Raw genomic sequence first — 20,247 nt, 5'->3', positions numbered from 1 at the left:
CTCCGTAATCCTACCCTCTCGGTCGGAACCATTCAAAATCATGTCTTCGACATGACGGTTCCCCTTACATGTTAACAAATTAGTAGTAGTTTAACATATTTTCAATAAATTAGAAGAGGAAATCAGCACTTTTCCCACGTCATTCCATTAAATTGAGTATATTTTCTGCTTTCTTCCATAGGCTGAGGTTTTCCAAAATGATACCCCTGCGCCTTATCGCACCCTATTGTCTTAAGAAACTCAAAATGTTCCTCAGTTTCAACACCCTCAGTCAAAGTGATATGTCCCATACTGTGGGCTGCCTGAACTATGAATCCAAGAACCGCTCCTGATCTGGGATTCTTATCATATTGCCTAAGGAATGCAAGATCTAATTTCAATGTATCGAATCGATAATTTAAAATAGTTGTAAGTGATGAATAACCGCTTCCGAAATCATCGATCCACACCTGATATCCAAGGCTTCTGAACTGATCAATTTCTCTTTTTATGGTTGCATCATCTTCGTTAAGTGCGCTCTCCGTTATCTCTATATCAAGCATATTTATTGGCATATTCACTTTTTTTCTGCAATTTTCAACTTCATCTATTACGTTGCAGAGATTAAAGTCCAGCCTTGAGAGGTTTATGGACACAGGAACCAGCATTTCTCCCCTCTTCCTTAGAGAGGCATAGTCCTCACAAACTTTCTTTACCACAAACATATCAAGTTTATGGATTTGTCTGTGTTCTTCAAGAATTTCAATAAAGGATCCGGGTGCTATCAACCCTTTTTCCGGATCTTTCCATCTGGCCAGAGCTTCATACCCGCAAATTTGTCCGGTTTTGGTCCTGATAACCGGCTGATAGAAGACCTTGATATTTTCATTTTCAACAGCCGAATCTATATTATCCAGGACAAACTGCTGCATTTGAAGCTTTGTATGAATGTCCTCATTATAGAAGGCATAAGGTATGTCATACCTTGTTTTTATACTTCTGCAGGCAAGTCTTGCATGGTCACAGGCAAGTCCTATGTCATTGCAGTTACTTTCAACTTTATATATTCCTGCCTTTATCTCAAGCTTTGCTCCTACCACAAGCTTCGCCACATCATCATGTATCTTTGAGACTATCGCCTCAACTTCTCTTGAAACAGTACATACCACAAAGTGATCCTCAGAGAATCTCGCGACCATTCTCTCAAGAAAAGAATGCCATAACAGTCTTGCTATATCGTATAAAAGCTCATCGCCTTTTTTGAATCCATATTTTTCATTAAAAAGCTTAAAATGATTAAGATCAAAATATATGACTGATATGCCCTGTCTTCTGAATTCCCCGTCCATCATTTTTTCCTGGACAACCTTGTAAAAATGGGCCTGATTCCACATTCCGGTGACGGAATCCATTTCCTGATTCATCTCCAGCACCTGTGATTCAGCATAACTGTTTCTATTGTTGTTATAATATTCATTCTGGTCTATATCAACTATGTAAACATAGTAATAGCTAACCCCGTCATCTCCGTGAACCAGATGACCAAAATCCTCCACATACCTGATGTTGCCCTTCCTGGTCCTTATCCTGTAGCGGACATAATCATGGCGCATGGCTCCAAAAACTGTCTGTTTACTGATATTCCCCTGGGTAAGGTCATAGTCCTCGGGATAAACCATTCCGCAAAAACAGTTACCTACATGTTCTCTGAATTCATCCATGGATTCACATTCATATAGCTTTATGATGTTTTCGTCCGCAAAGACAATCTCACCATTTCCTTCTGCATAATATATGAAAAAGCCCCCCGGAACCCCACTCGGAATGAATCCCATATCTATTTTGGGGTTTCTTTTAATAGTTTTTCTTGTCCTGTCCACCATAAATCCCCCTCTTGAAATTCACCGGTAAAATATCAGCATCATTACTGTTCACACCTTATTGTGCTCACAGCAACGGGATTTGCCCATTCCAGTGCCTTCGGCAAAAGGTCAAATCCAATATTAAAATCTTTAAACATTCTCAAACTCAGCGCAATAAGTGCGCAGAGCTGTGTTAACAGTAACTATATATATCCACTATGTTATAATTTTAACTTATGTTTTAGATAAAATCATAAATAGCTTATAAAATTATAATAAAAAGAATGTCACCTGCAGGATTTCATGACTTTTTGTGGGCAAAAGCGGAAATCGCCCGCAAAAATCCTGCCTTCGGCAGGACACGCCCCTCGCTTCGCGAGGACCTGGTCCAATACGATTCCCGTTTTTCTGAGGAAAAACAGGAATCTATGACTTTTTGTGGGCAAAAGCGGAAATCGCCCGCAAAAATCCTGCCTTCGGCAGGACACGCCCCTCGCTTCGCGAGGACCTGGTCCAATACGATTCCCGTTTTTCTGAGGAAAAACAGGAATCTATGACTTTTTGTGGGCAAAAGCGGAAATCGCCCGCAAAAATAACGCCGCAATCTAAGTTTTAAGATTGCGGCGTTAACCTTTATGATTTTCTTATTTATTAATGTAATTATATGAGTTTCTCAACACAAGCAGCTACGTTATCCATCTTTTCTGTGGGCTCAAAACGAGCTACAACTTCACCGTTTCTGTCAACAACAAACTTTGTAAAGTTCCACTTGATATCAGGATTGTTCTTATAATCCTTATCAATCTTCTTAAGCATTACGCTCATAGCCAGTGCTGAAGGTCCCTTACCAAATCCTTCGAAGCCCTTCTGCTCCTTAAGGAACTTATAAAGAGGAAGCTGGTTCTCACCGTTAACTTCAGACTTCTTCATCTGAGGGAACTTTGTATTGTAATGAAGTGTACAGAATTCATGAATCTCTTCGTCAGTACCGGGTGTCTGTCCTGCAAACTGGTTGCAAGGGATATCAAGTACTTCAAATCCCTGATCATGGAACTTCTCATACATCTCTTCAATGTCCTTGTAATGAGGTGTGAAACCACATCCTGTAGCTGTGTTAACTACAAGAACAACCTTTCCCTTGTAGTTATCCATTGAAAAATCTTCGCCCTTAGCTGTTGTTACTGAATAATCATAAAATCCCATAATTGACCTCCATAAATGATCAAACTAAAAAATATAAAATGTATTGTTACAATGTAATTATTTATGTTATCTGCTCTCGATTTAATGTGATTATATTGTATGCAATTCATTATGTCAATACTTTTTTCTTCATTCTTTTAAAAATCAATTACTTCGATCCAGGTCCGCCTTTAAAAAGGCAATCACTTTAATATTAATCCGCCTTTAAAAAGTCGATTACTTCAATTAAATCCGCACAAATTCTGACTGACAGAGATTTCATCTCATCATTTGCAGGTATCATATCCGGCACCATAATTGGTTTCATGCCTGCAGCATGAGCAGCCCTGATTCCATTATATGAATCTTCTATAGCATATGCATCCATTGGATTTACTTTCATTATATCGCATGCCATAAGATATATCTCCGGATTTGGCTTTGATATTTTTACCGCATCTCCACCTATTATTTCTTCAAAGTAGTCAAGAAATCCGGCATCCCGAAGCTCGTTTTCCACAACTGCTTTTCTTGTTGATGAAGCCACCGCACACCTTATATTTTCACTTTTGAGATATTCAAGAATCTCCTTTACTCCTTTTTTGACAGGGAGTCTTCCTCCATCATATCTTTCATGAAAAAGTCTACTACTCTCTGCAAGTATTTTATCTGCTATGCCGGGACCAAAATCCTTTGAATATGCTTCCTCAACAATCTGCCTGGTCTGATTGTTATTCGTCCCTATGCACTTATAAAAAACTTCACGAATATTGCCCACGCCAAATCCGGATGCAGCCTCACTCCATACGTAAAGGCATGCTCTCTCGGAATCAAAGATCACCCCATCCATATCAAAAATAACACAACAATCTTTTCTCATTACTCCTAACCTCTTACCTCAACAATTATTTAATTCTTTATCGCTGCAATTATTAAGTTCTTTTATCACAACTGCCATTTATATCTTTTTCACAAATACTATTTTTCTTTTTCGCAACAGTCATTTATTTCTCTAACGCATTCTGGCAATGCTTCGTTTGCGGTAGTTGGATGGCTGATTATTTTTGCTAACACTTATGAATTACCATATTTATAACGATTGGCTTAAAGCCGACACTGAGTGCAGTTTTCTGTGAGCCTGTATTCGTTTCAGCATGTGCCCATACAGGTTTCCTTCCCTGCTGTATGATTTCCATGCACATTCTGTACGCAAGATATGACGCCAAGCCATGGTGTCTATATGCTGCGGTAGTCTCAACACCTATATCTACTTCTTCCGGACTTATTGCGCTTGAAAATGCCACAGCAGCAAAGCAGCCATCTTCCTTACTTCTGGCTATAAATCCAAATCCATTCTGAAGGAACGAATCGCTGTCCTTCCATGAAAAAGATGGCGTAATCCTTCCCCGAATTTCACCTATATTGTCTGCAGTTATAGTCTCAAGGGCAAAGCTTTCATCAAGTATTGGTATATTTTCAGGTATTCCTCCATAGATGTATTCAATCCTTTTATCTATTTGGATCAAGTCAGCACCCGAATAATAATCTAAAATAAACTCCGAATCTGTGATTAATAAAAACCTTCGCTTAGGATCCAACGGCTCAGACCTTCGCTCCGTATCCGAAGCCAGAAACTTTCGATATATTTCATCAAGAATATCTGGTCTCACATTTCCTGAAATGTATGCAAACCCACTATAATGCCAGAACAGTACACAGTCACCACCCGTATATATTTCTCCATCCTGAGTCCCAGTTGCAATTGACATCGGATAAACTTGATTAGCGGTACATTCTCTAGCCCATTCGATATATTCTTTATGGCAGCTTCTGCTGATCCTTCTCAAAATCATTCCTCCTGTGTCTTCTACTTATTCTGTCCTCTCCGAAGTTATCAATTCTGTCCTCCAGCAGTTGTTTTGCCCATCCGAACTAGTGTTTTGTCTGGGTGACTTTTGATTTAATTACGAAGTATCATTCTCAATAGGCTAGGAATCTGAATGAGTCGTAGCGGTGGCTACGGCGATTGAAGATGACGAAGCGTATTGAGAATTAGACAAGTAATATATCAAATTGTCATTCAGACAAGACACTAGTCAATCTGCTCTTCATTTCTTTACTTTGTTCTCAAATCCGTTGAAAAGATATATTCCAAGAACAGCATTAAATCCTATCGCAGAATAGAATATTCTTACTTATATTTATACTTACACATACTCACTTATACTTAACACTTGCACTTATACTCATTAACAATAATGCTAATGATCATTATTTATGTCAATAAAAAAGCACCAATACATTCTGCCTAAATTCAAAGTCAAAAAACCTGTATGCCAGTGTCTTCTTGTTTAAGCCAGTATTGGTACCAAAATTTCATATGTCCGATGCTGCAATTAATTCGTTCCAGACCATAAATCTAGCAAGCTCATTCAGAAATTCATCCGAAAAAGAGTATAGTGTGAAAGCCTATGTTTCTGTCCGCTAATGCCTTCTCATAGCTCGAAAGATCACCATCGCCACCCTCTGACCAGTAGTTAAAAAAACAATGTCATCTTTTCCAATATGCATTGCATCAATCATTTTTTCTATAATTCTGTTTTCCATTTTATCATTCCTTTTCATAAAATATATTCATCCAACATGATATAATCTGGTCTCATACAGCAATTTCCTCTTCAAGTAACCTGCATAACGAAGCAGCGTCTCCATTTACGCCATCATACTTAAAGTCAGCCTGTTCAGTATCAAACATTCCATGCTTATTCTCAAGCATATGTTCAACCGGGGTAGGAAGATTTCCATGCATCCTCTCCTTAAATGCAATTACGATAAAGTCAGCGCCTGCCTTTTCAAGCCTCATCGCTGCATCTGCCAGAATAACAGCATTCCCCTGCCAGTAGCCATTCTCCATATTTTCTTCAAGTTCGGCAAAATCCACACTATACATAAGTATCTTGGCACTGTGAAATCCACCAAGTCTTCTGATCACCTCTTGGTTTATGATCTCATAATATGTAACCGTACTTTCCCAGCTCATACCGCCGATAATCCCAATTGTCTTCATTCCGTTTTTCTCCATTTTTTCAATTAAGTTCTGCAAATATCCTGGCACCCTCTGTATCTAGCCATTTTGTTATGGCGATAGATGATAGTACAAATAATAACTCCCATGCCAATAGATAAACTTCCGCACCTAAATGATACCCCACAAGCATATATCCTCCTGCAAACAGGATAGATACAGCCCAGAATGAGATCACCGTAATAAACGCTGCCCCACATTGCTTGACCGGAACATTTTCATTTGTCCATTCCAGAATAGGCATTTTTACTGCAAATGCCGTTTCGAGAACTGCTGCAAAGGCAGCATATGAAAGTGGAAGTATTATTATCAGGAATCTGCATAAAGCTGATCCATCGGCTATAATCCCAGTGCATAATGATAATATCAATGCCGGCGGGACTGACAGTATAATCTGCAGTAAGGCCTTTGCACTCAGTATCTTCCCTGCCGAAGCAGGCATGGTCTTAAGGATCCAGAGGCTCTTACCCTCCAAAGATACTGATGGCATTGCAGTATCTACCATAGCAGCCATGAAAATGATTCCTGTACAGATTAGGACATCTGCACTTCCGGGACGGGATACAAACACCTCGTTAAGAGTATCAATAATTCCGCGTCCTTTTATCATCATAAAAACTGCAGCGGCAGGCATCAGTATGATACCAAGGCCACAGTTCAGCATATATGTAGGACTTGTAATAAACTTCTGGAATTCCTTCCAAAGAAGTGCCTGCGGAATTGCTTTCTGCCTGTATCTGATAACTTTATATGCAACCCTCTCCATCTTACCGGATGTAGTAGCAATACTGATAAAGCTCTTTAATATAAGATGAAAAATAACCATGCACAGACCGGCAAAAGAGGTGGTAAATACCCCTGCCCAGAGCAGGCTCCCGGCTCCGAAGCAGCCAAACAAATACAACACATAAGCATATCTTTTTATAAAAGCTGCATACTCCGGGGCATTAAGCAGCAGCGCCTTCACAATATCCCCTGCCCTGAAATAGAACGTAAAGTATGCGACCACGCCTGCGAGCGTCACAAACACTGATATCAGACTCTTGTTCTTTAATCGGAGACTAATCTTTGCGATAACAAATCCCAGCCCACAGGATATCAGCATTACGATTGCCGATATACATAAGAAAAACAGCACCGCACCTATTACCTTTGTTACATTGATCCCTGTCAAAACCAAATATACGATGTCCGCTGGAATAAGGACAGTTAACATATACATCACACCAAGGAGATATACATTTATGAGTCTTGCACCAATCACATCCCTGACAGGTATAGGCATCGCCAGCAATAATTCATTATCTTTTGCTAGATATAATGAGGCATACGAATTATATACGCTCCCAAAGGATCCGAGAAATACTGCTACACACCCCATTATGAGATAATACATCCAGTCTATTCCGGCAGTAACAAGTGATCCGCACATAGTAAACGACAGTCCAAGAAAGATACCTCCAAGAATCCCTACCATTATCACCACAAAGAATACTATCCTTGCAGCTATAGCAGGCTTTGAGCGCATTCTGTTTCTCTTGGCATCATAGAAGTAACTCTTAAACACTTCAAAAATCTGTTTCTTAACCAATGTTTTCAGCATTTATACTGCCTCCAGTTCCAGGAATACATCCTCAAGGCTGTCATCGCCCTTAACTTCTTCCATCTTTCCAACCTTTACAAGCCTTCCATGGTTAATGATCGCAACCTTATCACAAAGCTTTTCAGCCACCTCAAGTACATGTGTTGAGAAAAATATAGCCCCGCCTTTATCGCAGTGCTCCCTCATCATTTCCTTTAGAAGGTGTGAGGCCTTCGGATCAAGTCCGACAAACGGTTCATCCATGATTATCAGCTTCGGATCATGCATCCATGCACTTATAAGCGCCAGCTTCTGCTTCATGCCGTGGGAATATGATGATATAGGCATCCCAAGATCCTTAGTAATCTCAAACATTTCTGCATACTTATTTATTTTCTCCTGCCTGTCCGCTACAGAAATCCCATATACATCTGCTACAAAATTCAGATACTTTATACCGCTCATAAAGTCATACAGATCAGGATTGTCCGGAATATATGCCATAACCTTCTTGCACTCCACCGGGGAATCAATTATAGATTTTCCATCTATATAGACCTTCCCCTCATCGAACTGTAGTATACCAACAGCGCTTTTTAAAGTTGTACTCTTACCTGCTCCATTATGGCCGATAAACCCGAAAATCTCTCCGGGTCTGATATGGAGGGATAAATCATCAACAGCTCTCTTTGTTCCATATGTTTTTGATAAATGTTCTATTTTAAGCATTTTAATTTCACCTCAATTCTTCTTATTGAAAAGCACTTCCATAGCTTCCTGATAGTTCTCACTAACTGCGATCTTCCTTAGAACCTTTTTAATGAGGAGGGAAAAACCTATTGAGATTACCAGAAGAACAAGACTTGTCCCACTGTCAAGAACAACCCTGTATGCTGCATTGAATTCGCCATTTCCAAGTGTTGTAATGCCTGTCAGATTTCCAAGCTTATGAAAAGAAAAAAGTTCCCTGATTTCTTCGAGCGTGGCTTCATATTTTGTCTTACTATTAACCATCCCATGCCCTCCTACTATCAATACTTTAACCCCAAAATAAAACAGACCCATCATTTACACTTATTGGGGTCTGTTTTACACTGATTTTCCTCATTGTTTTTTATCGCTGAATCATTACTTTTTTTTGCTCAGTCCGTTAGCCTTTGCACCTTTTGACATACCCGAGTTAGCAGCCAGCAACCAAAGCAGCCAGCACACGGGTTCACGCAGTCATTGCATGCTACCTTTTCCCAAGCAAAATTGCAAGCGCAAGTCCCATTGCTACCCATGGGAGAGCTGCACGAATAAAACTAAAAACTCCGATCATTTGTGCTCTCCTATAGTACCGGAAGAAAGGCTTACTATTGCTACATTTTTTATCATATTGTCTTCCTTTTACTTTCAAAAATCATTCAGATAAAAAACGTTGCACCAAAAGCATTCACTCTGCGCCAACCATTCTTCATCTCAAATAGCTTTTCCATGCACTTTTCATAATCAATAGACATGGTTTCATTTCTTTTCTTTCTGGAAGTTAAGTTAATTCTTGTATCCTGAATATCATTATATCTCATATCTAACCTCCTTAATGTGTATATTCAATATTCATCAGAACTGATTAAACTGCCATCAACGACCTTATGCATCGCTCTGAAGTAGTGACATTTAAGATATATTTATCACTTCTAGATAACCTCTAATCCGTTTACACTTGTTTTGTTCAATTTCACACTGATTTTTTCATTCAAAAAGGACAGAGATTTTTATCCCTGTCCTCTAAACTTAGCTCATCTTGTAAAACTTCAGAGCCTCAGTAATAGCTTTTTCCTTCTCCGGAGTTGTACCCCGCTGTTTACTATCCTCTGACTTCGGCTTGTTATAATTTTCCCTCTCAATGATTCCATGTTTCTGCTTTACCTGCGCAATATTTAGGTTTGTTACATGGAATACATAGTGCTCCTGCAGCTTCTATTTCCGAAGACAATTACTTTAACAATCTTCTCGGAAATGACATTGTAAAAATCGCTAAAGATATAAGAGATGCACACAGCAAGGATGCTGATACCGGTGATGCAACTACTCCCGTTGATGATATTCTCGACTCATTTGAAGAATTAAAGACTGCCGATAATGCAACGCAAGCTCAGATGATGATGTACAGTAAACTCTTCAAATTCAATTTCACCAAAATGGATCCCTATGAGTTTAAAACCTTTACTGACATCCTGCAAAGGTACTCAGATCTTTGTAAACCGATAAAAAGAAATAGGCGCGGTAAGAAAAAGAAATAAAGTGTTAATGAGTCAAGCGGACTGTCCTCATTAACTAATAAAGCTTATCTCAACCTTAGCTCCACCAATCTCCTTAGAATTAGCAAGAACAATATCTCCGCCATGCTCCTTTGCTACTTTCTTCGCAAAGAACAATCCGATACCATAATGAGAGCTACCGGTTCTACTGGAATCATCCATGAAAAACTGTTCTGTGCCATGAACAAGAGCTTCAGGCGTGAATCCGCTTCCGGAATCCTCAACGATAAAGACAAGTTTTCCACCTCTGTAAGTAGCAGTAGTATTTATTACGCCACCCTCGGGCGTATACTCAGCAGCATTTCTCACAACATTCATAACAGCCCTTACTACGTGGTCGTACACGACACAGATAACTACCTCGTTCTCACACTCTTCCTTCCAGTTAATCTGAAGTTGATAAACTTCAGAAAGTCCCATGGTCTGCTTTTTAATATCAGCCAGAATATCAGCGACTTTTACCTTAACAGGTGTCTGTTCGATACCTTCCTGAGACTTTGTAACTTCTATGAGTGTCTGCACGTAGTTCTGAATCTGAAGTACACTCCCCGAAATATAGTCAGCATAGTTCTTCTGCTCATCCGTAAGCTCTGTCTCAAGCAAAAGCTCAGAATTGCCGCGAACTACCGTAAGCGGAGTTTTGATATCGTGGGCAAGTGCTGACATCTGCCTATTCTTTTCCTGCTCAGTTTCCCACTGCTTCTGAAGTGAAGTCTTAAGGGCATATCGCATGTCATCCAGTGCCACCAGACATTCATCAATCTCTCTAACGCCTGAATAATTCACCTTAAAATCCAAGTTCCTGTCGCCAATCTGCTCTAAGGCCTCTCTCATGGGAGTCATCTTCTTTCTAATCCCTGAGCCAAATTTCTTAGCAAAAATCTGTATGATTCCCAAGCAGCATATAATAATGAAAATGGTCAGGAGATTTTCAGGATTTGGCAGATGCTCATTCATCCACATGGATTTATACTGAGGCTTAAGCCTATACTGCAAAACAACATATTCATCCGGACGAATAATAATTCTATAAAATCTGCCGTCACTATAATTATTATTATTATTTGATAATACCTTCCATGCAGTTTCTACATCCTTTTCATCGAGATTGCCTGAGAGGACTTCTCCATCATCTGAAAAAACCACATAGCGGCATACCTCGGGAATCAGATCAGAGGTCACTTCGTTTGCTGTTTTAATCTGTTCAGAGACTTCACTTATCCTGTACTCCGCATAGTTAGCCGGGTAGATAACTCCGGCATTTATAAGAAGATTAAAAGCAAAAAGAGAAATAGCTGCCCATATAAGGAGAGCAAATCCCATTAAAAAAATATAGACCTCGAACATACTTCCAAGACCTAGCGTTCCCCTCTTATTCTTTTTATCTTTACTCTTTACTCTTCCCATTTATAACCAATCCCCCAAACTGTCTTAATTGGCATATACTCGAAGCGTGAGAGCTTTGTTCTGATGTTTTTGATATGCGTGATTATTGTGCTGTCGCAACTCTCACTATCGTATCCCAACACTTTTTCCAGTATCTGCTCCTTTGAAAAAATCTGGCCACGGTTCTTTGCCAAAAACTCACATATGTCGTACTCAGCCTTTGTGAGATTTATTTCCTCTTCATCGAGCATCATCTTACGGGCTTCAAGCATAAAGCAGATTCTGCCAATGGCAAGTCTTGCCACATGCTCACGCTTTTCTCTTCGAAGGTGCGCACCGATTCTTGCACGAAGCTCCATAACTCCGAAGGGCTTGCAGATATAGTCATCTGCACCGAGGGCAAGTCCATTTACAAGACTTCCCTCATCCGTCTTTGCGGTGATAAATAAAATTGGACAATCAACTATATTCCTTATCTTCGAGCATAGCTCAAACCCATCAATTCCAGGCATCATCACGTCCAGTAATATTAGATCAAAACGTGAGAGCTTATCCATCTCAATCTTCGTAGGATCATCAATTTTCGTAACTGCATGAGAGTCCTTAACCAGAACATTCTCGATCATATTTAAAATGGCGTTTTCGTCGTCAACTGCCAGTATGTTTGCCATAATTCTTTTTTCATCCTCTTTTTCAAAATATTTGTAGACAATTATTCAGATATCTTACTACCCTCATAGTTTGCAGCAAAAATAAAGTATCCCACCAAGCAAACGATGGCAACTGCCATGTAAATCAGTGCCTGTGACCTGATCTCAGAAAGTGCTCCAATATCTGCAAGTTCGTATACAAGGAATGTTTCAGGCATTCTGGCTGTCCATGAAAGTGGCACGACCTTCCAGGCATACATTCCAATATCTGTAAGGAAAAGTGCACTGATAAGTCCCGAAATCAAACCTGCACCTATTACAAAAGCCTTGCCAAAAACAAATGCAAAAATATCAAACAGCAGATAGAGCGGAATCGCTGAAAGCCACATAACAAAGGCTGCCATGAGCAAAACTCCCATTGAAGCGGTGCCCTGTCCGTGAATCATGATAAAGCCTAATCCGAATAAAACTGCTGTAAATAGCAAGGCAAAGAGACTAAGTAAAATTAATGTCACTGCCTTTGAGAAGAGCGCTGCCGTCTTACTTCTTAAAGTAAGAAGATTTTGAAACGCTCCGGCATTTTGCTCCTGCTCCATTGTACTTGCAATGAATATTCCAATCAATACAGGAAATCCAGATCCAAGAGCCTCAAAAAATGCGGATATCTTATCGGTCTCATTCCATCCGGAAGTCGCATAATAAGCAAGAAACACTATGCTTACCACAATCGGGATTACTATATGCGCAATAGTTATGGGGTTTCTTTTCATTTTATAAAAATCTGCTCGAAGGCATCTACTAAACATTTTTATTTCACATCTCCTTTTTCAAACCAGTTAAGATATAGATAAGTTAAAACCACAAACCAGACCAGGGCGATGAGAATTCCGGGAAAGATTACAGAAGCGTTAAGAAGCGGATCTCCTGCCTGCGCTCTCAAACCGTTTGGAAGTACATGAAGAAGCGGAGTAACAATTCTCATAGGTACTGCAGATACGAACAAAAACCATTTTCCTGAAGGTGCCACAATAATTCCAAGCACGGTTATGAACATGCAGGCTATGAGTTCAACGACCATTCCGAATTTTTCGCTAAGGAATAAGAAAAGTGGAATCTGCCAAAGCTGAACTATAGAAAGAACTAAAACAGTTATAGCTGCCCCAACTACCGGAACACTTGTTGTTAAAAAGGTGCCTCCAAAAGCAGCACCCATAAACAGAACCGCATTTGATATGAGTACAAGAATTCCCAGATAGGCTATTTTCCCAAGCATCAGCTCTTTTTTCTCGATAGGAAGAGCTTCGATATTGTAGTACCCGTTTTTCTTTTCTCTCATAACAGAAAGGTAACTTACAATAGCAATCATTCCAGGAAGAAGAAGCGTATACCACCAGTTCCAAGCGCTCTCTGCGTATGCGTTTGTCATTCCTGCTGTAAGCACAAGCGCCATTACAAGTGCGATTATTGGAAATACAAATATGAGTTTACTGCTCACTGTTCTCTTTGATTTTAAAAATTCAGCTCTTATTACGTTAGTCATTGCTTTAGTCCTTTCATATATTAAGTAATTGGCAATTTACACTCTTTATGCAATATTCTGAAGTTCACGATTTTTCTTAACAACATCCATAAAAAGCTCTTCAAGATTCTGTTCCGGAAGAAGCTCGCCCTCATATCCGAGCACTCCGTCTGAGATTATTCCAATATAGTTAGCACACATCTGAACCTCTGAAAGTATGTGGCTTGACAGGATTACGGTGATTCCCTGCTTTGGGAAAGATCTTATGAGTTCTCTAAGCTCTTCAATTCCGATAGGATCAAGTCCGTTTGTAGGCTCATCCAGAATAAGAAGCTTAGGATTTCCAAGAAGCGCAAGTGCTATACCAAGTCTTTGCTTCATTCCAAGTGAAAACTGACCCGCCTTCTTTTTTCCTGTGTTCGTAAGTGAAACTGTTTTTAAAACTTCATCAATCCTGCTCTTGGGAACTCCAAGAAGAATCGCTCTTACTTCAAGATTCTCTCTTGCTGTGAGGTTTTCATAGATCGGAGGATTCTCGATCAGTGCTCCGATCTCTTCAAGTACGCTTCTATCCCAAGTCTTCCCATCGTAGATGATCTCGCCGTCTGTGGGCTTCATGATTCCCGTTATCATCTTAAGTGTTGTTGACTTTCCTGCACCATTTGGTCCGAGAAGACCGTACACACAACCCTTTGGTATATTCAACGAAACTTTATTTACAGCTTTCTGATCTTTAAAAGTCTTACAGAGTTCGTTAGTTTTAAGCATCATTTCCATTATTTTTCCCCTTCCATTTTCAATATATTTGTTTTTCAACCTGAAAACAGAATACAAAGAAAAAATAAAGATTTGATGAAGCTTATAAGAAAAGTTTTCATATACCCATAAATATCTTGCCGCAAAAAAATGAGAGGCACTCTATAAAAGAATGCCTCTTTTCCATCAAATCATTTTAAAATACTTAAATACTTCTGTAATAGCCTTCTCTTCCAGAGTCTGCTTTAATCTTTATGATTACTCTTCCATCATCCTCCTTTAAACAAGCATACAAATTAGGATTTCCCAGTTCCCAATGCTCCAGAATTTTCTGCAGTTGAATATTCTTATTCATCTATCTTCTCCGCTTAATATCTTCAGTGCATTCTCCACATCCACTTCGGTCAGTCCCTGCTCAGCATCAGTCATGACCTGACATTTTGCAACACTATTGTTATGAAGCTCTAGATCATCAAGAACTACCCACCTTTCAGTATCAGGGTGATCCTTAAGCCACGTAAGTATTTCGTCAGCCTTAACCTTACTGAATCTCTTTGATCTTCTAATTTCTTCTGTTGTCAGATTAGGAGTCATTCCTGCAACTGATATTCCTTCTTTTTCCAAAAGAGATGTAAGGTACTCCGCTTCAGGGCGCAGAGGCTTTAAGTCAACCCCAAACCAAAATCGCCATCCGGAATGCAGTATAATTGAAGCTCCTGATTTCTTAACAAGCTCTGATAAAAGCTTCACTTTTTCAGTATCTATGTATTTCCCGTCACTTATTTCTCTCTGGTGATCTGCATTCCAGAAATTAGAATTAAGAACTCCATCAATATCTAAAAAAATAACCTTTGTCATAATCTCTTTATTCTCCAACCGATAATACTGAAATTCACTTCTTAATCTTAGAAAAATTTCGCGCTTCGGAACAATATTCATTTTTTCCTATATGCGCGATATCCTTGACAAAGCAAATCTTCTAATAAAAATTCTCTTTGAGACACCTTGCCAATACTTCTGGTTGAATCTATAATTCTAACTTTACACTTATCTGTATTAATGAATTCCTTAAACAACATGACATGCGAAGATATCGCAAAGACATCACCCTGTCTAATATCCTTTATATCTATTAAATCTGCAATTTCGGGAATATCTCTAGCCCGTATTTTCTTTGGTAGTTCCCAACATACTGTTACAAGCCCCGAGCAATCTACACCCACACATTCATGACTTCCATATCGTGATGTATCTTCCGGTACATTTCCAGCGTACTTACCTTCAACAATACCCAGGTCAAACTCTTCCAATGATGAAGCATTCCCCCATCCATAGGGAATTCCTACATTCAGCTGTCCCGGCTTCCACCAACCACAATCGAATTCTTCACCTCGCCATGTAATATCCGGCGTATCTACATATCTCCCATTTTTGTCGATACCATGCATTACATTTTTATCTGATGCATACCACTCATGCTTAGAATATAAGAGTGCCTTCTCAATAGCTCGTTTTCCAGCTTCTTCTGTCATTTGATAATCCCCATTTCCATGTTCCAAACTCTACCTTAATTTTTCCTTACGTTCATTTAGCTATGTCAATGTCTCATATTTCATAATCAATCAGCTTGTATATCCAACTATTCAAATCCGAAAAGATATATCCAGCTTCTTTAGCTTTCTCTGTGCTAAAGGTAAGTGCATCCTTAAGTCCATTGAACGGAGCAGCATCACCATTCTCATCAAGGATGGCTTTTTTACCAAGTTTCTTTTCCGCGTAGCTTATTATCTCAGAGATCCTTATATCACCATTTGAGCAGCCGTTAACAGCACCACAAACAGGATGATCCACAAGATATGCCATAAATTCTCCCGCTTCTTTTTCATGGATAAAAGACATAACGACATCCAGATCATCTACGTTCATGGAGTGCTCATTTTTAATATGTTCAATATAAAAGCGCAGCCTTCCGGTATAGTCGTTCTCTCCAAGAACGACTGGATACCTCACAAAAGTGCAGGCAGAAAGGTCCATGTACTCCAAAACTGCTCTCTCGGCGTTGCGCTTAGTCTTTTCATAATCCTTGATTCTGTCCATCCATTCCAAGGGATACTCGCTTGTCACAAATTCATCTTCCGTAATACCGGCATGTTCACACGGATAAACAGAGCACGTAAACATCTGGATATATCTATCGCAGCTGACGTTCTCCAAAAGAGCTTTCACATCGTTAGAGCTATAGGCAATCTTATCAATGATCACATCAAACCTGTGGTTATCTAGAGCTCTTTTAACACTTGATGAATCCATTCGGTCAAGAACCACATAGCTTACCTCACCTTCAAAATCCACCTTCACATTTCCTCTTGTTGCAATGGTCACATTATGCCCCTTTGCCAGCAAGGCGTTTACCATAGGAATTCCGAAATATCTTGTCCCACCAACAACTAATATTTTCATGCACTTTTTCCCTGCTTTTCCAGTTTTTTAACGATTCAATTCATACCAGACATCCATCTCAGCTTTTTCAGGTATTTCAAACATAGATAGTAACTTATTTAGCAAACCTTCATCCACATAAAAGTCTGATCCACCATTTCCTTCTTCGATTCTTTTATTACGCTCTTCTATGTTACGATTCCAAGTAGCATCATCAACGTCGATATAATGCCATTCGTAGCTTACATCCTGCGACTTTAGATATGATGAAATATCGGTTCTGTTTTCTTTAGTCCAAAAACCCCAATCTAATATAACATTAGCGCCTGCTTTACAGATTTCTGATGCTTTCTTTTTTAGATAATTGTTTACACGCTGAGCAAATATATTATAAAACTCTCCTTGCTCATTATTAATCAACTCATAGGTTGCCTCGTCTGTTGATAGAATGACTGCAGTGTATTTCTCTTTGAGCAATTTCGCATAATACGATTTACCACTACATATTTTTCCACATATCAAATATACTTTTCCCATAAATTCTCCCGAAATCTAAATTTACGCTACTTGTAATAATGCAGCTGATATTTCAGATGCTTTTTTGTATATCTCTCTACAGATATCAGTCCGCCAAAACCCAAAGTCAAGCAGTGCTTCTTTGTTTTCTGTTTTTGTAACCAGATACTCTTTATATCCGTAACTGCTTTGAGCAAGTTGAAAAAGATATATATAAGGCATTGCCTCCAAATCTCTTTCAGTAAGTGGCGAGTATTTCACGTACTCTTTTACATATAAAGAAAAATCCTCAACATCAAAATATGATCCGTTTCTGCTTACTCCACCTGATTGGATATATGACCTCATAATCTCCCATACAGCAGGAATACAACCTGCCGAAGAGAAATCGATAACCGCCTTAATTTCTCCTCCATCGCAGATTAACTGACAAGCCGTGTAATCCCCATGAGTTGAAGTATATGTTATGCCTTTAAAATACTCTTTCCAGGCATCTATTGAATCCATCAGTTTCATTTTAAAGACAAGATCATCATGAATCCTTACATAATTCGGGTCTGACTTATTCTCATCCAATGCAGATAATAATCCATTAAACTTTTGTGAAACAGCTTCTGAAGAAAAACCCACAGCCCAATCGTAGTCCATGCTTTTTTCCATAGGATAATCTTTAAGAAGTGAGTGCATAGCACCAAGATACTTTGCACTCTCCATTAAAAGAGAATGTGGAAGATCATTAAGATATGATTTTCCCTGTATGAATTGCTGAAGACTGATAACATGTCCTTCATACAAAACACTATTTTGACCATTGGCGGTTTTTATAAATTCAGCAACAGGAAAATCGTTAGAAATCAGGAACTTAACAATATCTGCTTCCTTATCCACTTTGTCTTTAGTGAACTCACTTTGATACTCTTTGAAAAAGAAAACACCTTCTTTGCAGTGAACTTTATAGCAATTAGCTGAGCCAAGCTCCAGACTTATACAATCCAAAAGTTTCAACCCATATTCACTGTTAAGAAGCCCCCTAATCTTATCAATATCTAAAACACTTTTTTCAAGTGACATTATTTACATCCCCCAATTATCAGTGCTCGAAACAGATATGAGCCTTATAATCATAACATAACATCAACTGTAATCCTATATGGATTAAGCATGCCTTATCTGATCAAATAAAGCTTTTAATTGTTCAATTATTCTCTTTTCCCCTTTATATCATTTAACCATTCCGCAGGAACTTCCTTATCATAAAAATGTAGAATAGGTCTTCCTGCTCTTGCTAAGTCTAGTTCCTCATTAGTCGCAGAGGCTGTCCAATCTGCCTGACTCACAATTAAATTATCTATTTTTCCTTCAACCTGCTCGTAAACATTTTTCATCATGTCATTCCTTTAACTGTTACTTGAATTTTGGTGCTACAAATTCAATCCCTTGTGCCAGGCACTCATCAAGAAACCTTTTATAATATCCAGACTCCATTTCTTCAGTTTCATCATGAGAATGAAAAAGCAAAATATGATAACTATCTGGTGCAAACAAAGCTGCTCCTGAAGAAGGATTCATATCCTGCATTTTCTTAAAAACATCATCCATCGTAAATCCGCTGTCTGGTCTGATATTATATTCTGCAAAATCGTACGTCCAAAGTGTATCTATATCCTTATCAAGACCATTTTCTTTCCACCAATAATATGGGATATTCGTATCATCAACTTTATCAAAGCCATGCTCTGCCAAATATCTTTGAAATAGTACTTTATTCTCTCCACCTTTATTTCCATAAGGGAAACGGAATGGCCTGTATTTTCTCTGAACTCCGGCTTCTTTATACAATTCATGAAGCACGCTCTCACACTTTTCAATTTCTTTAACACCTTCATCAAATGTAAGCTCTGAAAAGCTTGGGTGCGTATAACTGTGATTACCGATAATAATTCCCTTTTTCACTGCATATAATGCCTCATCATGGTACTGCTCGATATTCTGTCCCCATGCGAACATGATAATCGGTATATTCTTTTCTTCCAGATAATCAACTATTGCAGGCGTATTCCTGGTTGAAAAATCGTCCATTGTAAGTAATGCTCTTATCATCTTGTAAACTAACTCCTTTGTATTCTATAGAATATGAATCCATCCTCTTCCTTCAAAAACTTAAAGCCAAGCTTTTCAAGAATGTGCTGACTACGCTTATTCTCTATTATCGTATCTGCATTAACAGCATTCATTCCAAGTATTGAAAATGCATACTCTATAGCCAGTTTTTCTGCAGTAGTTCCGTAACCTTTCCCTTTGTATGAATCATTCTGCATGTGGATGCTTAGTGTACATTCCTTTTTATCAAAATCAATCTGCTTGAGCTGGATTTCTCCGATAGGCTTATCCTCGAGCATAATAGCCAGCATTTTACGATCAGGCTTTTGCTTACTGTCAAAGTACTTATCTGCGTATTCTTTTGTATATATAAATGGCTTGAATAATGACATATCCGAATAGATGTCAGGATCATTCTCCCATTCCCTGAAAAGTGCATGGCACAATTCCCGGGTCATGGGTTTTAATTCAATATTTGCGTTCCCCACCAAAATTCCTCCATCAAAAGACATGTGCCCTCCAATTCAGAAAGCACATGTCTCTATCTTACCATTGCAACCTTCCGCGTTGCACCGCAGATATTGCTTGTTTTATATCATTTTAAAATGCTTAAGTGCTGCTGTTATAGCCTTTTCCTTCTCCTTAGTGCAATTAGGCTGTCTGCTGTCATCAGACTTAGGCTTATTGTAACAATCACGCTCTATAATTCCATTCTTACGTTTTACCTGAGCTATATTGAGATATGAAACATTTAAATCATATACATCACTAACCCACTCTTTTATCTCATCATAGGTAGCCTTACTCTCAGCTTTAGTCAGATTCAGTTCATCCATCTTAACTTCCACATCGACATGTTCCTTTGCTTCATGAAGTTTGGACAATAAA

The 20,247-nt window shown here is 38.9% G+C and carries 25 protein-coding genes; 1 reads left to right on the top strand and 24 read right to left on the bottom strand.

Annotation, left to right across the window (positions count from 1 at the left end; genetic code table 11):
• Window positions 1-122: 122 nt before the first annotated feature.
• The 9 genes from G622_RS22605 to G622_RS25740 all read right to left on the bottom strand — a co-directional run bounded on the left by G622_RS22605 (window position 123) and on the right by G622_RS25740 (window position 9,258).
• Complete coding sequence (locus tag G622_RS22605; protein WP_049945806.1) at window positions 123-1,862, bottom strand: sensor domain-containing protein; 1,740 nt, start codon at window positions 1,860-1,862, stop codon at window positions 123-125.
• A gap of 639 nt (window positions 1,863-2,501) precedes the next feature.
• Window positions 2,502-3,044 (bottom strand): glutathione peroxidase, encoded by a 543-nt coding sequence (locus tag G622_RS0111060; protein ID WP_026510776.1) that lies wholly within the window; start codon window positions 3,042-3,044, stop codon window positions 2,502-2,504.
• A gap of 193 nt (window positions 3,045-3,237) precedes the next feature.
• The gene (locus G622_RS0111055; protein WP_026510775.1) at window positions 3,238-3,903 is read right to left on the bottom strand and encodes an HAD family hydrolase; all 666 of its coding nucleotides are present in this window, start codon (window positions 3,901-3,903) and stop codon (window positions 3,238-3,240) included.
• A 187-nt stretch (window positions 3,904-4,090) separates the two neighbouring features.
• Window positions 4,091-4,870, bottom strand: coding sequence for a GNAT family N-acetyltransferase (locus tag G622_RS0111050; RefSeq protein ID WP_026510774.1), 780 nt, complete (start codon window positions 4,868-4,870; stop codon window positions 4,091-4,093).
• Window positions 4,871-5,682: 812 nt separating this feature from the next.
• Window positions 5,683-6,090: an aspartate/glutamate racemase family protein gene (locus G622_RS26875; protein ID WP_026510773.1), complete on the bottom strand. Its 408-nt coding sequence runs from the start codon at window positions 6,088-6,090 to the stop codon at window positions 5,683-5,685.
• Between the two features lie 19 nt (window positions 6,091-6,109).
• Complete coding sequence (locus G622_RS0111035) at window positions 6,110-7,711, bottom strand: hypothetical protein (RefSeq protein WP_026510772.1); 1,602 nt, start codon at window positions 7,709-7,711, stop codon at window positions 6,110-6,112.
• The gene (locus G622_RS0111030) at window positions 7,712-8,419 is read right to left on the bottom strand and encodes an ABC transporter ATP-binding protein (RefSeq protein WP_026510771.1); all 708 of its coding nucleotides are present in this window, start codon (window positions 8,417-8,419) and stop codon (window positions 7,712-7,714) included.
• Window positions 8,420-8,431: 12 nt separating this feature from the next.
• Window positions 8,432-8,704, bottom strand: coding sequence for a hypothetical protein (locus G622_RS0111025; protein ID WP_026510770.1), 273 nt, complete (start codon window positions 8,702-8,704; stop codon window positions 8,432-8,434).
• A 392-nt stretch (window positions 8,705-9,096) separates the two neighbouring features.
• The gene (locus tag G622_RS25740; protein WP_155831467.1) at window positions 9,097-9,258 is read right to left on the bottom strand and encodes a hypothetical protein; all 162 of its coding nucleotides are present in this window, start codon (window positions 9,256-9,258) and stop codon (window positions 9,097-9,099) included.
• A gap of 360 nt (window positions 9,259-9,618) precedes the next feature.
• Here G622_RS25740 and G622_RS0111010 point away from each other — a divergent pair, with 360 nt between their 5' ends.
• Entirely contained in the window at window positions 9,619-9,975 is a 357-nt protein-coding gene (locus tag G622_RS0111010) for a hypothetical protein (RefSeq protein WP_026510769.1), read from the top strand.
• Between the two features lie 30 nt (window positions 9,976-10,005).
• On the opposite strand, the gene G622_RS0111005 is transcribed toward G622_RS0111010, so the two are convergent.
• The 15 genes from G622_RS0111005 to G622_RS0110935 form a co-directional block, all read right to left on the bottom strand.
• Window positions 10,006-11,400 carry a HAMP domain-containing sensor histidine kinase gene (locus G622_RS0111005; RefSeq protein WP_026510768.1) on the bottom strand — a complete coding sequence of 465 codons (1,395 nt, stop codon included), beginning with the start codon at window positions 11,398-11,400 and terminating at the stop codon, window positions 10,006-10,008.
• Window positions 11,388-12,050, bottom strand: coding sequence for a response regulator transcription factor (locus tag G622_RS0111000; RefSeq protein ID WP_026510767.1), 663 nt, complete (start codon window positions 12,048-12,050; stop codon window positions 11,388-11,390). The genes G622_RS0111005 and G622_RS0111000 overlap by 13 nt, the downstream gene beginning before the upstream one ends.
• Window positions 12,051-12,091: 41 nt before the next feature.
• On the bottom strand, window positions 12,092-12,835 hold the full coding sequence (locus G622_RS0110995; protein ID WP_026510766.1) for a lantibiotic immunity ABC transporter MutG family permease subunit: 744 nt from the start codon (window positions 12,833-12,835) through the stop codon (window positions 12,092-12,094).
• 2 nt (window positions 12,836-12,837) lie between these two features.
• A complete protein-coding gene (locus G622_RS0110990; protein WP_026510765.1) occupies window positions 12,838-13,569 on the bottom strand; it encodes a lantibiotic immunity ABC transporter MutE/EpiE family permease subunit in 732 nt (243 codons plus the stop codon).
• A gap of 45 nt (window positions 13,570-13,614) precedes the next feature.
• Window positions 13,615-14,325, bottom strand: a complete 711-nt coding sequence (locus G622_RS0110985) for a lantibiotic protection ABC transporter ATP-binding protein (protein WP_026510764.1) — start codon at window positions 14,323-14,325, stop codon at window positions 13,615-13,617.
• 184 nt (window positions 14,326-14,509) lie between these two features.
• The gene (locus G622_RS25735; protein ID WP_155831466.1) at window positions 14,510-14,659 is read right to left on the bottom strand and encodes a hypothetical protein; all 150 of its coding nucleotides are present in this window, start codon (window positions 14,657-14,659) and stop codon (window positions 14,510-14,512) included.
• Window positions 14,656-15,162 (bottom strand): HAD domain-containing protein, encoded by a 507-nt coding sequence (locus G622_RS0110975; RefSeq protein WP_026510763.1) that lies wholly within the window; start codon window positions 15,160-15,162, stop codon window positions 14,656-14,658. Before G622_RS0110975 ends, G622_RS25735 begins: the two co-directional genes overlap by 4 nt.
• A 77-nt stretch (window positions 15,163-15,239) precedes the next feature.
• Window positions 15,240-15,836, bottom strand: a complete 597-nt coding sequence (locus G622_RS0110970; RefSeq protein ID WP_026510762.1) for a hypothetical protein — start codon at window positions 15,834-15,836, stop codon at window positions 15,240-15,242.
• A 73-nt stretch (window positions 15,837-15,909) separates the two neighbouring features.
• On the bottom strand, window positions 15,910-16,764 hold the full coding sequence (locus G622_RS0110965) for an NAD-dependent epimerase/dehydratase family protein (RefSeq protein WP_026510761.1): 855 nt from the start codon (window positions 16,762-16,764) through the stop codon (window positions 15,910-15,912).
• A gap of 27 nt (window positions 16,765-16,791) precedes the next feature.
• Window positions 16,792-17,280 (bottom strand): AAA family ATPase, encoded by a 489-nt coding sequence (locus G622_RS0110960; RefSeq protein ID WP_026510760.1) that lies wholly within the window; start codon window positions 17,278-17,280, stop codon window positions 16,792-16,794.
• A gap of 21 nt (window positions 17,281-17,301) precedes the next feature.
• A complete protein-coding gene (locus tag G622_RS0110955) occupies window positions 17,302-18,330 on the bottom strand; it encodes a phosphotransferase (protein ID WP_026510759.1) in 1,029 nt (342 codons plus the stop codon).
• Window positions 18,331-18,458: 128 nt separating this feature from the next.
• A complete protein-coding gene (locus G622_RS0110950; RefSeq protein WP_155831465.1) occupies window positions 18,459-18,647 on the bottom strand; it encodes a hypothetical protein in 189 nt (62 codons plus the stop codon).
• A 16-nt stretch (window positions 18,648-18,663) separates the two neighbouring features.
• Complete coding sequence (locus tag G622_RS0110945; RefSeq protein WP_026510757.1) at window positions 18,664-19,359, bottom strand: polysaccharide deacetylase family protein; 696 nt, start codon at window positions 19,357-19,359, stop codon at window positions 18,664-18,666.
• An 8-nt stretch (window positions 19,360-19,367) separates the two neighbouring features.
• On the bottom strand, window positions 19,368-19,871 hold the full coding sequence (locus G622_RS22595; RefSeq protein WP_044957522.1) for a GNAT family N-acetyltransferase: 504 nt from the start codon (window positions 19,869-19,871) through the stop codon (window positions 19,368-19,370).
• Between the two features lie 78 nt (window positions 19,872-19,949).
• Window positions 19,950-20,243, bottom strand: a complete 294-nt coding sequence (locus G622_RS0110935; RefSeq protein WP_330363600.1) for a 23S rRNA methyltransferase — start codon at window positions 20,241-20,243, stop codon at window positions 19,950-19,952.
• Window positions 20,244-20,247: the final 4 nt, after the last annotated feature.

Origin of the sequence: Butyrivibrio sp. LC3010 (assembly GCF_000424385.1) — a bacterium.
In the GTDB taxonomy this organism is placed as follows: domain Bacteria; phylum Bacillota; class Clostridia; order Lachnospirales; family Lachnospiraceae; genus Butyrivibrio.
This window is presented reverse-complemented; position numbering and strand designations above follow the sequence as displayed.

Coding starts and splice junctions, on each gene's coding strand:
- G622_RS22605 (WP_049945806.1), bottom strand. CDS start 1,862: ATGGTGGACAGGACAAGAAAAACTATTAAAAGAAACCCCAAAATAGAT.
- G622_RS0111060 (WP_026510776.1), bottom strand. CDS start 3,044: ATGGGATTTTATGATTATTCAGTAACAACAGCTAAGGGCGAAGATTTT.
- G622_RS0111055 (WP_026510775.1), bottom strand. CDS start 3,903: ATGAGAAAAGATTGTTGTGTTATTTTTGATATGGATGGGGTGATCTTT.
- G622_RS26875 (WP_026510773.1), bottom strand. CDS start 6,090: ATGAAGACAATTGGGATTATCGGCGGTATGAGCTGGGAAAGTACGGTT.
- G622_RS0111035 (WP_026510772.1), bottom strand. CDS start 7,711: ATGCTGAAAACATTGGTTAAGAAACAGATTTTTGAAGTGTTTAAGAGT.
- G622_RS0111030 (WP_026510771.1), bottom strand. CDS start 8,419: ATGCTTAAAATAGAACATTTATCAAAAACATATGGAACAAAGAGAGCT.
- G622_RS0111025 (WP_026510770.1), bottom strand. CDS start 8,704: ATGGTTAATAGTAAGACAAAATATGAAGCCACGCTCGAAGAAATCAGG.
- G622_RS25740 (WP_155831467.1), bottom strand. CDS start 9,258: ATGAGATATAATGATATTCAGGATACAAGAATTAACTTAACTTCCAGA.
- G622_RS0111005 (WP_026510768.1), bottom strand. CDS start 11,400: ATGGGAAGAGTAAAGAGTAAAGATAAAAAGAATAAGAGGGGAACGCTA.
- G622_RS0111000 (WP_026510767.1), bottom strand. CDS start 12,050: ATGGCAAACATACTGGCAGTTGACGACGAAAACGCCATTTTAAATATG.
- G622_RS0110995 (WP_026510766.1), bottom strand. CDS start 12,835: ATGTTTAGTAGATGCCTTCGAGCAGATTTTTATAAAATGAAAAGAAAC.
- G622_RS0110990 (WP_026510765.1), bottom strand. CDS start 13,569: ATGACTAACGTAATAAGAGCTGAATTTTTAAAATCAAAGAGAACAGTG.
- G622_RS0110985 (WP_026510764.1), bottom strand. CDS start 14,325: ATGGAAATGATGCTTAAAACTAACGAACTCTGTAAGACTTTTAAAGAT.
- G622_RS25735 (WP_155831466.1), bottom strand. CDS start 14,659: ATGAATAAGAATATTCAACTGCAGAAAATTCTGGAGCATTGGGAACTG.
- G622_RS0110975 (WP_026510763.1), bottom strand. CDS start 15,162: ATGACAAAGGTTATTTTTTTAGATATTGATGGAGTTCTTAATTCTAAT.
- G622_RS0110970 (WP_026510762.1), bottom strand. CDS start 15,836: ATGACAGAAGAAGCTGGAAAACGAGCTATTGAGAAGGCACTCTTATAT.
- G622_RS0110965 (WP_026510761.1), bottom strand. CDS start 16,764: ATGAAAATATTAGTTGTTGGTGGGACAAGATATTTCGGAATTCCTATG.
- G622_RS0110960 (WP_026510760.1), bottom strand. CDS start 17,280: ATGGGAAAAGTATATTTGATATGTGGAAAAATATGTAGTGGTAAATCG.
- G622_RS0110955 (WP_026510759.1), bottom strand. CDS start 18,330: ATGTCACTTGAAAAAAGTGTTTTAGATATTGATAAGATTAGGGGGCTT.
- G622_RS0110950 (WP_155831465.1), bottom strand. CDS start 18,647: ATGATGAAAAATGTTTACGAGCAGGTTGAAGGAAAAATAGATAATTTA.
- G622_RS0110945 (WP_026510757.1), bottom strand. CDS start 19,359: ATGATAAGAGCATTACTTACAATGGACGATTTTTCAACCAGGAATACG.
- G622_RS22595 (WP_044957522.1), bottom strand. CDS start 19,871: ATGTCTTTTGATGGAGGAATTTTGGTGGGGAACGCAAATATTGAATTA.